General features: G+C 50.8%; 9 protein-coding genes. 4 read left to right on the forward strand and 5 right to left on the reverse strand.

Annotation, left to right across the window (positions count from 1 at the left end; genetic code table 11):
- Positions 1 to 678: 678 nt before the first annotated feature.
- The 3 genes from ehaB to I6L53_RS03980 all read left to right on the forward strand — a co-directional run bounded on the left by ehaB (position 679) and on the right by I6L53_RS03980 (position 5,590).
- A complete protein-coding gene (gene ehaB / locus I6L53_RS03970) occupies positions 679 to 3,561 on the forward strand; it encodes an autotransporter adhesin EhaB (RefSeq protein ID WP_042322222.1) in 2,883 nt (960 codons plus the stop codon).
- An 88-nt stretch (positions 3,562 to 3,649) separates the two neighbouring features.
- Positions 3,650 to 4,273 carry a helix-turn-helix domain-containing protein gene (locus tag I6L53_RS03975; RefSeq protein WP_042322224.1) on the forward strand — a complete coding sequence of 208 codons (624 nt, stop codon included), beginning with the start codon at positions 3,650 to 3,652 and terminating at the stop codon, positions 4,271 to 4,273.
- Positions 4,274 to 4,555: 282 nt separating this feature from the next.
- Complete coding sequence (locus I6L53_RS03980) at positions 4,556 to 5,590, forward strand: LacI family DNA-binding transcriptional regulator (protein ID WP_042322227.1); 1,035 nt, start codon at positions 4,556 to 4,558, stop codon at positions 5,588 to 5,590.
- 40 nt (positions 5,591 to 5,630) lie between these two features.
- Here I6L53_RS03980 and I6L53_RS03985 read toward each other — a convergent pair whose 3' ends face one another.
- The 4 genes from I6L53_RS03985 to I6L53_RS04000 all read right to left on the reverse strand — a co-directional run bounded on the left by I6L53_RS03985 (position 5,631) and on the right by I6L53_RS04000 (position 9,971).
- On the reverse strand, positions 5,631 to 6,050 hold the full coding sequence (locus I6L53_RS03985; protein WP_042322229.1) for an RbsD/FucU family protein: 420 nt from the start codon (positions 6,048 to 6,050) through the stop codon (positions 5,631 to 5,633).
- 47 nt (positions 6,051 to 6,097) lie between these two features.
- Positions 6,098 to 6,862 (reverse strand): SDR family NAD(P)-dependent oxidoreductase, encoded by a 765-nt coding sequence (locus tag I6L53_RS03990; protein WP_042322232.1) that lies wholly within the window; start codon positions 6,860 to 6,862, stop codon positions 6,098 to 6,100.
- 117 nt (positions 6,863 to 6,979) lie between these two features.
- Entirely contained in the window at positions 6,980 to 8,854 is a 1,875-nt protein-coding gene (locus I6L53_RS03995; RefSeq protein ID WP_042322233.1) for a TRAP transporter large permease, read from the reverse strand.
- 73 nt (positions 8,855 to 8,927) lie between these two features.
- The gene (locus I6L53_RS04000) at positions 8,928 to 9,971 is read right to left on the reverse strand and encodes a TRAP transporter substrate-binding protein (RefSeq protein WP_052425406.1); all 1,044 of its coding nucleotides are present in this window, start codon (positions 9,969 to 9,971) and stop codon (positions 8,928 to 8,930) included.
- 449 nt (positions 9,972 to 10,420) lie between these two features.
- Here I6L53_RS04000 and cuyB point away from each other — a divergent pair, with 449 nt between their 5' ends.
- On the forward strand, positions 10,421 to 11,155 hold the full coding sequence (gene cuyB / locus I6L53_RS04005; RefSeq protein ID WP_042322236.1) for a cysteate racemase: 735 nt from the start codon (positions 10,421 to 10,423) through the stop codon (positions 11,153 to 11,155).
- Positions 11,156 to 11,162: 7 nt separating this feature from the next.
- Here cuyB and hypT read toward each other — a convergent pair whose 3' ends face one another.
- Positions 11,163 to 12,071, reverse strand: coding sequence for a hypochlorite stress DNA-binding transcriptional regulator HypT (gene hypT, locus I6L53_RS04010; protein WP_042322239.1), 909 nt, complete (start codon positions 12,069 to 12,071; stop codon positions 11,163 to 11,165).
- Positions 12,072 to 12,139 lie beyond the last annotated feature (68 nt).

The raw sequence follows: 12,139 nt of genomic DNA on the forward strand, positions 1-12,139 counted from the left end.
ATACTGAAAGCTATTATATTGATTAATCCAGGTGAGAATAATCGTTTAAAACGTTCGTAGTTATACGTGTTGATAGCTCTTTGCGATTGTTTTTTTTATTATATGCAGGGTAATTATCCATCTTCGCTAATCTCGTTTACAGAGAGGCACATAGTGATTGTCATGGCTATGCGGGTTGTAAGCTGTTATTGATGATTAATTCACCAATAACAGGATTTATATCGTGCATTGTGAATTTATTTTACTTATTAATGTCATGATTTATCTGATGAAATAATCCTATTGTTTTATCTGAGGTATTTTTATTTTTTTAAATGTGACTTTTATTTTTTACGATAAATTGTGATGCCGATCTCATGTTGTCTGGCGGTGTGGATACCTCGAATTTATATTCTGCTTATGTTTTTTTAATGATTGAAATTATCTTGGTTTTAATTGTGGGATTATTCGTTAGGAATTTTCCATACCTGCTTCTATATTCTTAGTAATCTCTGGATTTATGTTTGTTGTACACCTTAAAAAACTGTTTTATATTGTTTGTCCGGTTTCGGACATGTGCTCATAAATAATTGATGCCTCTCTTTGAGTCGCTATAGAATGCTTGCGCAAATAAGCTTAATTATTTGGATTTTAAATCTGATGGAACAACTGATACACGTCCCTGAGGAGGGATGACTAATGCATACATGGAAAACGAAACTTGCTGTATCAAAAATAGCATTGGCCTGCACGCTGGCAATCACTTCTCAGGCAAATGCGTCAACGGATATCTCTGGAACCCGATACAATACATTCGTCCATTATAATGACGAAACTCATGCTGATGGAGTGTATTACCAGGGCTATGTCGGATGGAATAACTACGCTGCGGATAGTCTGTATAATGGAAACATTTATCCAGAAATCAACAATGCAACAGTAAATGGGGTTATCTCTACCTATTATCTGAACAGTGGAGTAGCGGGTGACACAAATCCCAATAGTCTGACAATCAAAAACAGTACTATCCATGGGATGATTACCTCTCAGTGTATGAGTGCGGATTGCGCTGAGCGCGAGACGGGGTATGTCTACGATCGTCTTTCACTGACGGTGGATAACTCAACCATTGACGATAATTTTGAGCACTACACCTATAACGGCACAAATGCCGATGGATCGCGGGATACGCATTCCTATGACGTTTACGACCTTGGCACTGCCATTACGCTGAACCAGGAAGTCGATTTAAACATCAAAAACAATTCTCGTGTCGCGGGTATTACGCTGACGCAAGGGTACGAGTGGGCAGACATTGACGACAACACCGTCAGTACCGGTGTTGATAGCAGTGAAGTCTTCAACAATAACATCAATGTCACTGATTCAACGGTAACATCAGGTTCATGGTCTGATGAGGGCACATCAGGCTGGTTTGGCAACACCAATAACGCAGGCGATTACAGCGGCACAGGAACGATGAATCCTGACGATTTCGCGATCTCCGCCGTCGCAAATCCGAATGCGGATAACGCCATGCAGACCACCGTTAACCTCAACAATTCAACATTGTTAGGCGACGTCTTCTTCTCCAGTAACTTTGACGAGAACTTCTTCCCGAACGGTGCTGACAGCTATCGCGATACTGACACAGCGCCAGACACCAACGGTTGGGATGGAACCGATCGGATGGATGTGACGTTGAACAACGGCAGTAAGTGGGTGGGTGCAGCGATCTCTGCGCATCAGGTTGATACTAATGGTGACGGCGTTTATGACAGCTTCGAGTTGGGCACCGAAGCGACCGCAACCCTGTTCGACATTGCAGCGAACAGCCTGTGGCCATGGTCTACCTACGGAATTGAAAATGGTGATACTGCCTACAACGAAGGCGATCATGTCGCGGGCAACAGCGTTTACCAGAGTGGCCTGTTCAACGTCACGCTGAACGGTGGCTCACAGTGGGATACCACGAAATTATCGCTGATTGATACGCTGAGCATCAACAGTGGATCAGTGGTGAATGTTGCTGATTCTACGCTGATTTCTGACACCATCGCGTTAGCCGGTGGCGCAGCGCTGAACATCAATGAAGATGGTCATGTCGCAACCGATTCTCTGTCAATCAACAACAGTACCGTCACGCTTGCTGATGATGTGGCTGCGGGCTGGGGCACCAATAATGCCGCGCTGTACGCCAATACCATCAACGTAACCAATGACGGTGTTCTGGATGTCGGTAACAGCACCGCATACGCGCTGCAGACGGATACGCTGAACCTGACCAGCTCGACCGATGCGAACGGTAATGTCCATGCGGGTGTTTTCAACATTCATAGCAACAACTTTGTGTTGGATGCTGACCTGGTCAACGATCGTACCTGGGACAGATCTCAGGCGAACTATGGTTACGGCATTATCGCCATGAACTCCGATGGTCACATGACCGTCAGTGGTAATGGCGATGCTGAGACGACAGCGACCGGTAACTATAAAGTACGTATCGACAACGCCACGGGTGAAGGTTCCATTGCGGATTACAAAGGTAAAGAGCTGATCTATGTCAACGACCGGAACAGCACAGCAACCTTCTCTGCAGCGAACAAGGCCGATCTGGGTGCCTATACCTATCAGGCTCAGCAGCAGGGCAACTCTGTTGTCATGCAGCAGACGAGACTGACGGATTACGCAAACATGGCGCTGAGCATTCCGTCTGCGAACACCAATATCTGGAATCTGCAGCAGGATACCGTCGGGACGCGTCTGACCAACTCTCGTCATGGCCTGACGGATAACGGCGGCGCATGGGTAAGCTACTTCGGTGGCGGCTTCAACGGTGACAACGACACCATTCGTTACGACCAGGATGTTAACGGCATCATGGTTGGTGTGGATAGCAAAGTTGAGGGTAACTACGCGAAGTGGACTGTCGGTGCGGCGGCAGGTTTCGCGAAGGGTGACATCAAAGATCGTACCGGAAAAGTGGACCAGGACAGCCAGTCGGCTTACCTCTACACCTCTGCATACTTTGCAAACAATATCTTTGTTGATGGCAACCTGAGCTATTCACACTTCAGCAACGATCTGACTGCCAACATGAGCAATGGTCAGCACGTCAGTGGCGATAGTTCTTCTGATGCCTGGGGCTTCGGTCTGAAACTGGGCTATGACTGGAAACCTTCTGATGCCGCTTATGTGACTCCGTATGCCAGCATCTCTGGTTTGTTCCAGTCTGGTGATGATTATCGTCTGAGCAACAAGATGAAAGTGGATAGCCAGTCTTACGACAGCATGCGTTATGAGCTGGGCGTGGATACAGGCTACACCTTCACTTACAGCGAAGATCAGGCGCTGACGCCTTACTTCAAGCTGGCTTATGTTTACGATGATTCCGACAACGATGCCAAGGTGAACGGTGATTCTATCGATAACGGCGTTAAAGGTTCTGCGGTACGTGTTGGACTGGGTACTCAGTTCAGCTTTACCAAGAACTTCAGCGCGTACAGTGATGTGAATTACCTCGGCGGTGGCGATGTCGATCAGGACTGGGCTGCAAACGTAGGGGTTAAATATACCTGGTAATCATTTCTCCCGGAGAAAATAGATAAAGGTTATTTACGCTGATAATTGCCCGTCAAGAATATGACGGGCAATTTTTGCAAGGAGCAACATGCTGTCAATCACGAAGCCGGTGGCTGAATTTATCAAGCTGGATAAGCAGTTATCATCATACGGCACCCATTTTGATGTTTCTTGCAAGAAACAAGTGCTTTATTTTAGCGAGTCGAACAACGACAACGTGGTTGTGATTCGTTCGGGAACCGTTTCACTCCGTCGAGGCGGAGCGGTACTGATTGGTTTTGCGGAGGCTCCAGTGATTACTGGATTAGCGAATAGCATCATCGAAGCCAACGCCCACTATCAATTAGTGTCAGAAGCGAATTGCTCTGGCTACTATCTCCCTGCATCCGTCGGGATGAAAATCATTGAGGAAAATAACCTGTGGCGTGAAGCTTTTTGCTGGCTCGCCTGGCATAACCGTGTGATGGAGTTACGCGATCTGCAATTGATCGGGAATAGCTCGTATGATCAGATTCGGGTCACGCTGATGTCGATGATGGAATGGGATGAGACGTTACGTTATCGTGTTGGCGTCATGAATTATATCCACCAGAGAACCTGTATTTCTCGTTCCGTGGTCGCCGAAGTTCTCTCGGCGTTGCGAAAGGGGGGATACATTGAAATGAAGCAAGGTAAATTGATCGCAGTTAATCATCTGCCTGCAGAGTACTGAACGTTGAGTGATGATGACGCAACCTCCAACGGGTCGTCGTCGTGAGGCCACGCGATCCCGCGATCGGGATAGCGACAGGGTTTCATTTCCCCGTTTTCCGCTGACACTTCTCCTGTTATTCATCGTATGTCACCTCATCCCGTCTCCTTTTCGCCAACACATTGCATTGACAGTACTGTCTGTAACGTTACACTAAACCGTTGTAGTTCATAATTCCTAAAAAGATGGCGATGCCGGATGTGAGCGTTTTCCGCCATTCATCGATTGCCGCAAAGGAGATGTATGGCGAATATTCGTGATGTCGCAAAGCATGCTGGCGTTTCCGTCAGTACGGTATCTAATGTGCTCAACGGGCGTACCGATCAAATGCGTGCTGAAACGCTGGCGCGCATCCAGCAGAGCATGCAGACGCTGAATTACTTTCCAAACCGGGTGGCGCAACAGCTCAAGACCGGGCAGGCCAAAATGATTGGCCTGCTGGTGCCATCGATTGTGAATCCCAGCTTTGCCGCCCTGGCTCGTGAAGTCGATCTGGCTGCCAAAAAACGTCAGTTCCGGGTGCTGATTGGTAATACCTACCGGCAGATTGAAGAAGAAGAAGCCTTTCTGGACGATATGTTTTCCCACGGCGTCCGCGGGATTATCGTTGCTGCCTGCGATATTGAAAAAGCGCATTTTGCGCGAGCGGTAGAGCAGGGGATGGTGATGGTGAACTATGACGGCCGCATGCCTGCGCGCGCTCAGTCCGACCATTTTGCGCTGGACAGCGTCTCTATGGACAACATTGGTGCCGGACGAATGGCGGCAGAACACCTGATCGCACAGGGATGCCGCCGCCTCGCATTTGCCACGGTGGAAGGGATGACGCCGAGCCGTGCGCACAAAATCGAAGGTTTTCTTCGCGCGGCGCAAGAGCACGGGCTATATCGGGAAGGGATGATCATTGAAGGTCAGGCTGTGGCCGCCTATGGCGATACGGAAATGACAGAACTTGGGCGGGCGCTGGCGTTAAAAATCAGCCAACAGCCAGAGTTCCCGGATGGCATCGTGGCGATCAACGACGCGCTGGGTATTGGGCTGATGGCCGGTCTGCATCAGGCGGGGATCGATGTGCCACAGCAAATTTCTATTGTGGGTATCGACAATATCCCGCTCTCCGGACTGGTTTTCCCTGGGCTGACCTCCATCATGCCGCCGCTTCGGGAGATGGCTGAGGTGATGGTTGCGCGGCTGATTGACAGGACCGAAAACCCGGCTATTTCGCCAGAAGAGTTTTTGTTCCCTCCGACGTTGGTTTCCCGACAATCGGTACGATAACGGCGTGGCAGGAGAAGAACGGCACGTTCTTCTCGTTTTGTCATACCAGCGTTGGGGCCACGGTCAGCAGGATATTGGCGAAGCGGCGGGTTTCACCGGACGCGATGACCAGGATCGTGTCGGACGATTTGGCAAGCGAATAAAATGCGTTACGTTCAACATATTCAAACTCAATTGATTCAGAGAGCATGTCGCGGTATTCGCGTTCGACCGTATTATCAAAATCCGCCGGGCTTGCCATCAACGTGGCTTTTTCCACATTAATATAGCCGAGAATTTTCTCCAGAATGACGACGCTGCCGATCAACCCCGGAGTGAAATTAAGCCAGATAATCCGTGCCTGCGCAGAAGTATTGGTTAGAAAAGAATAATTGGCATCGGTGATTAAAATATTCGCCTTGTGTCCGCACTGTGCCAGTGCCTGTAATAAATCAGGATGAATAATATCTGACTTGATCATATGTCATACCTTTTAAAAGCTGGCGGGCATGATTACCCGCCATATTTTTATGCCCGGTAAATACCGCCGTTAATGTCGATGGTGGCGCCGGAAACGAAACCATCATATTCAGAGGCGAGGAAACAGATGACCCTTGCCACATCTTCCGGCGTGCCCGCTCTTCCCAGAGGTATGGCCTGGATCGTCTGGTCGGCAGAGGCCTGCGTGGTGTGTTGATTATGAAAGCGAGTGCCCAGAATCAGTCCTGGCGCAACGGCATTGACGCGGATGCCGTGTTCACCGAGTTCAGCGGCGAGTGAGCGAGTCCAGGTCAGCACCGCGCCTTTGGTGGTGGAATACACCAGAGAACCCGCGTGGCCGCCGGAGCGTCCGGCCAGAGAGGCCAGATTGACGATACTGGCGCCGTCTGGCGCGGCTTTTAGCCACGGTAAAGCCTGCTGAGTGACATTTAGCATCGTGGTCATATTGACATCGATAACCGTGCGCCAGAAATGAGGCTCGATCTCACCCAGCCATTTGCGAGCAATAATGCCGCCGACGTTATTAACCAGAATATCGATACCGCCGAGAAATTCTGCCGCCTGCGCCACGCAGCGGGCCGCATCTTCTTCATCGGTTAAATCGGCGAAGCCGCAGGACGCCCGACAGCCCTGCTGCTCGGCGAGAGCAATTAATTCCCGTGGACCTTCTTCGCCACTGAAATAATGAATATAGATATCGCATCCCGCCTCAATCAGTTTTCTTGCACTCTCTTTACCAATGCCTTGTTCTGCACCGGTAATAAACGCTTTTTTACCCGTTAATAATCCCATTTCATACTCCCGTTATTCATATTTAAACGGCATCAGGCAATGACGTGATATCGTTTTGCCGTTTTTTGCGCGTGGATATCCCTGCCACCAGAATGTGGCAAATTCAGGACGTAATTATCAGTAACCGGCCAGTCCAGGCAGCCAGGTGGTTAACGGTGGCGCCATGGCGACAATAATGATGCCGACAAAAATCACCGCCAGATATTTTGCCATCGGTCTGATGACGTGTTTCATTTCCACTCCGCAAATCGCGCAGGTGGTGTATAAACCCAGACCGATCGGTGGTGAAAACAGGCCAAAGCCCATCGCCATGATCATCACAATGCCAAAGTGCAGCGGGTTAAAGCCAAGCTGAATCGCAATCGGCACCAGAATAGGGGCGAAGATGATCAGCGCTGGCGCGCCTTCGAGCACCGCACCAAAGATGATCAGAATGACAATGGTCAACATCAGGAACAGCCAGGCACCTTGCTCCATACCAATTCCCACCAGCAGTTCAGCGATTTGCTGTGGGATCATCTGAATGGTCAGGGCATAGGAGAGACTGGTTGCACAGGCCACGATGAACAGCAGGACGCCGGACATCGCCGCGATATCAACAAACATTTTCACCGTGGCTTTCAGCGTCAGTTCACCAAACGCCAGGCGGCCCACCACAATGGCGTAGATAACCGCGAAGGCGGAAATCTCCGTGGAGGTGGCGATCCCCATCATGACGCCACGGCCAATCATGAAGATCATGACCAGGCCAACCGCGGCACCCAGGTAAAGCTGAGTTCTCGGGCGTAATACCGGGTAGGCTTCGCTAACGTTAATTTTCCCGCCGAAACGATTGGCGGCGACCATTAACAGCACCAGCAGACAGGCCGCAGGCACCAGGCCGGCAATAAACAACGCCCCGATGGAAATATTCGCGACAAAACCCATCACAATCAGGTTTACGCAAGGGGGAATGGTCTCTGCCATCACTGCGGATGCGGCAAATACCCCGGCAGCTTCTTCGCTATCCTGCTTCGCACGGCGTACCGCAGGCATTAATACCCCACCGACGGCCGCCACATCCGCCAGTTTGGAACCGGAGATGCCGGAGAAAAAAGCCATCGACAGCACGGTTGTCATATTCAGACCGCCGCGAAACCGTCCCATACCGCGCACAATCAGTTCGACCAGTCGCGTGGACATGCCGTTGATTTCCATTGCCGCACCGGCGAGCAAGAAGAACGGAATCGCCAACAGAACAAAGTGGTCAACGCCCGCCGCCACCTGCTGTGAGAAAAAGACAAAGGGCAGGGAAGGGTCGCAGATGAAAAAGACCATTGCGGACATGCCAAGCGTGAAGGCGATCGGCACACCGGCCAGAATGCCGAGCACGAAGCAAATCAGCATCAGGCCCGCTGCCGCGCTGGCAGGATCGGCCATCAGCGACAATTTCAGATAGCCCAGTGCCGCCAGCACTAAAATTCCAACACCGCTGAGCAACACCACTTTGGCGCGTTCATGCAGGGCATGTTCCAGCGCGGCCACCATCATCACCACGGAGCCGATTAACACCGGGATAACGTAGATGGTCTGCGGCAGGCCCGTCTCGGTGGTTTGCAATCGTGCTGCCTGGACCAGATCATAACTGGAAACCACCAACCCGACGGAGACCAGAAACAGGATCCAACGACTGGCATGGATAACGTAAGGGCGAACGCTTTCAGGCAGGAAGCGTAAGAACAGATCGACACCGATGTGTCCGCCTCTGCCCGTCGAGGTCGCAACACCAAAAAAGACCAGCGCAATCATCAGCGCGCGCGCCACTTCTTCCGCCCAGTGGATCGGTGAATGCAGGGCATAACGCCAGATCACCGAAGCGAATACCACCAGCACGTTGATAAACAGCACCAGCGCCCCGGCCCACGACGTTAAGGTTGTTAAAAATCGACTCAGCCGCCCCAACAGCGTCAACAAAGTATTTTCATCCTTTGTTTTCATCGAGATATCTGCCATGGTGAACTCCTTTCATGGTTCGTTTGGGCAACATCGTCGACCCGGGAAACTCCGCAGGCCGACGATGCACGGCTTATGGCTTGTCGCTCGGCGCTGCGGCGCTGATCTCGTCCACCATAGGTTTCAGATCCGGGTATTTATCCAGGAAGGCTTTCCAGACAGGCTGTACGGCCTGTGCGAAGAATGCGCGATCGGTTTCCCGGAAAGTGACCCCTTTGGCCTCCAGGTTTTTAATCGCTTCCAGCTCTTTCTGGCTGGCCTGCTGGCGTTCGTATTCTGTGGCTTCTTTCGCTGCGGCCAGCACGTCGGCACGTAATGGCTCTGGGATCTGCTCGAAGCTCTTCTTGTTCATGGCAATCATCAGTGGGTTATAGCTATGGCGGGTCAGCGTGCCATTTTTGATGATTTCATAATATTTGCTGGCGTAGATGGTGGGAGCATCGTGCTCGACGCCATCGATCACGCCCATTTGTAGGCTGGAATAGACCTCCCCGCCCGGCATTGGAATGGCCACCGCGCCCATGTGATTCAGCGTGGCGATAAAGTTAGGTACCGGCAGCACGCGGATTTTCAGATTCTTTAAATCCTCTGGTTTTTCAATCGCCTTCTTGGTGTAGACGTTGCGCGCGCCGAGGTTATAGCCATAACCCAGCACCATCACGTTTGCTTTATCCATCATCAACTTAGAAAGCTGCTCGCCGGCTTTGCCATCCAGCGCTTTCCCGACCTGGTCGTAGTCTTTAAACAGATAACCCAGATCCAGCACGCCGACCTCAGGGACCAGTGTGGCCCAGATTGAGGTACCTGAAATCATCATGTTAATGGCACCGATACGAACCTGCTGTGTGGCATCGGCTTCTTTTCCCAGCATCGCGTTGGCGAAATAGTTAAGTTTAATCTGTCCTTTTAACTTCTCGTTTTTATTAATGTTTTCCTGGAAACGATTGAACCAAATATAGTGCGCAGAGGAGTCATCTCCTGGCAGAGACGAGTAAACACGAAAATTGATTGCTGCCTGTGCTGAAGCGCTCAGAACACTGCCTGCAATCAGGGCGCTACTGAGGCAAGCGAGTGCCAGAAAACGTCTGGCTGAACGAAACGGTGTTGTTTTCATCATGATTATCCTTTCTCACAGTGTAGAGGTCGTGATAACGCCATCTGGCAAGGCTGACACAGCCAGCTGGTTTAACGAAAAAGTCGCTGAATCTGTTTTCTGTAACGTTTTAGTGTAACGTTACAGACGCTATCCGACTCACTGTGCAAATGCAATATGCTTCCTTTCATCAACGCCAGTGATATGTGAATTTTGTGGCAGGCATCGCTAATTTGCGGGTGAGTGTTACAAAACCGAAACGGGGTGTTCGCTGTTTAGTCACTGTTTAGCGGCGCAAGGCTCAGAATCCGGTCCTCCGTAGGCACCGAAGGGACAGACAGAAGTCTGTGTAAGCAGATTCGCGTTTACCAGGCGATAACTTTTACGCATAGCCGCTTAGAAAACGGCATTTTTTACATAAGCATCAAGGTGATAGTGTCATTTGAAATTGTAGAGAAAGAGCGGTACAGGTGATGAAACATACCATTGGGATTCTGGGCGGCATGGGGCCTGCGGCAACGGCGGACATGCTGGAAAAATTTGTTGAATTGCGCAGCGCCAACTGCGATCAGCAGCATATTCCGATAATCGTTAGCTCAATTCCTGACATTCCCGATCGTACCGCCTGCCTGCTCTCCGGCGGCCCCTCTCCCTGGCACTATCTTGAGCGTTACCTGCACATGCTGGAAGATGCGGGGGCTGAATGCATCGTCATACCCTGTAACACCGCGCACTACTGGTTTGATGACTTACGGGCAGTGGCAAAGGCGGAAATGATCAGCATTCTGGATGCCACGCTGAGTGATATTCCCCCCGGCGTAACCCGCGTCGGCCTGCTGGCAACGAATGCCACGCTGGCGACGGGGTTATATCAGAAAAAAATGATAGCGCAGGGACTCGCTCTGATTCAGCCGGAAGAGGCCGGTCAGGAGCAGGTAATGCAGGCAATTTACGCATTGAAAAGCGGTGATAAGGCCGCCGCGCAAAGTTTGTTGTTTCCACAAATTGAGCGACTGATTTCCCACGGTGCGCAGGTCATTATTATGGGCTGCACCGAGATCCCGTTAATTGTGGCTGGGCATGAGAACAAATTTGGCCGCCAGTTTATTGATTCAACCGCCTCTCTGGTTCACGCCGCTATTCGCTGGTATGAGTCATGGCCAGATACGCAGATAGAAGAGCCTGTGCAACAGGTTGCCTGCGTTTGAATTGCGATCAGGGGACCGTACGCAGGTGGTGCAGCTCCTTCCAGAACCGCTCCGCCAGGGGCGTCATCCGCGTATCCATTCGGTAGGCATAGGCCTGGATAGGAATAATCAGCTCGTCCTGGTCCAGCACAATAAGTTGTTTATTACGAATCTCCTGACGAATCGCATACTCCGGAAGCCAGGCGATTCCACACCCGTCCAGCGCAACCTGTTTAAGCAACTCACTCATCGAAGAGACAAAAAATGTGCTGAACGTTAGCTCAGTATGGCGGGTTAACGTTCGGTTGATCAGCCGCCCCATGTAGGAGTTTTGGCTATAGTTGAGCAGCGGAAAAGAGGGTTGGTCGAGTGTGTATCGTGGTTTTCCGTTCACATCGCTCGCGCAGACGGGGAATAGTTGCGACTCAAACAGATGAATATTGGCAAACGGAGGCTGGAGCAAGTTTTCGTCATAATAAGAGAAAATAAAATCACTTTGCCCTTCCCGCAACATATCAACAGCCTGATCGACATCGATCGCTTCAACCGACCAGGTAAACTGCGTTGGCATCTGGCTGACAATACCGGGTAACAGCCCCAGTGAGAGCGAGTGCGCCGCGGCAATCTTGATTTTTCGCAGCATGAAATCGCTACCGCCACGAAGCTCAGCCAGGTTGCTTTCCAGCTGTTGTAGAAGATGACGTATCTGAGAGTGAAAGATTTTTCCCTGCTCGGAGAGTTGCAGCGGCGAGACCTGACGATTGAATAATTCAACGCCAACCGCGTTTTCCAGTGCGCGAATGCGACGGCTGAAGGCGGGTTGTGAGACATTACGAATAATCGCAGCCTGGGAGAAGTTTCGGCACTTTTCCAGTGTCAGAAAGTCATACAGCCATTTCGTTTCAATGTTATACAAACCTGCACCACTCACATCCATTGATCATCACCTGTCAGCCGTCTGTTTGCGCCATTTTACGGGCATTCACACGGCTGACAACCGATAGC

The organism is Citrobacter farmeri (assembly GCF_019048065.1).
GTDB classification, from domain to species: Bacteria; Pseudomonadota; Gammaproteobacteria; order Enterobacterales; family Enterobacteriaceae; genus Citrobacter_A; species Citrobacter_A farmeri.

Coding starts and splice junctions, on each gene's coding strand:
- ehaB (WP_042322222.1), top strand. CDS start 679: ATGCATACATGGAAAACGAAACTTGCTGTATCAAAAATAGCATTGGCC.
- I6L53_RS03975 (WP_042322224.1), top strand. CDS start 3,650: ATGCTGTCAATCACGAAGCCGGTGGCTGAATTTATCAAGCTGGATAAG.
- I6L53_RS03980 (WP_042322227.1), top strand. CDS start 4,556: ATGGCGAATATTCGTGATGTCGCAAAGCATGCTGGCGTTTCCGTCAGT.
- I6L53_RS03985 (WP_042322229.1), bottom strand. CDS start 6,050: ATGATCAAGTCAGATATTATTCATCCTGATTTATTACAGGCACTGGCA.
- I6L53_RS03990 (WP_042322232.1), bottom strand. CDS start 6,862: ATGGGATTATTAACGGGTAAAAAAGCGTTTATTACCGGTGCAGAACAA.
- I6L53_RS03995 (WP_042322233.1), bottom strand. CDS start 8,854: ATGGCAGATATCTCGATGAAAACAAAGGATGAAAATACTTTGTTGACG.
- I6L53_RS04000 (WP_052425406.1), bottom strand. CDS start 9,971: ATGATGAAAACAACACCGTTTCGTTCAGCCAGACGTTTTCTGGCACTC.
- cuyB (WP_042322236.1), top strand. CDS start 10,421: ATGAAACATACCATTGGGATTCTGGGCGGCATGGGGCCTGCGGCAACG.
- hypT (WP_042322239.1), bottom strand. CDS start 12,071: ATGGATGTGAGTGGTGCAGGTTTGTATAACATTGAAACGAAATGGCTG.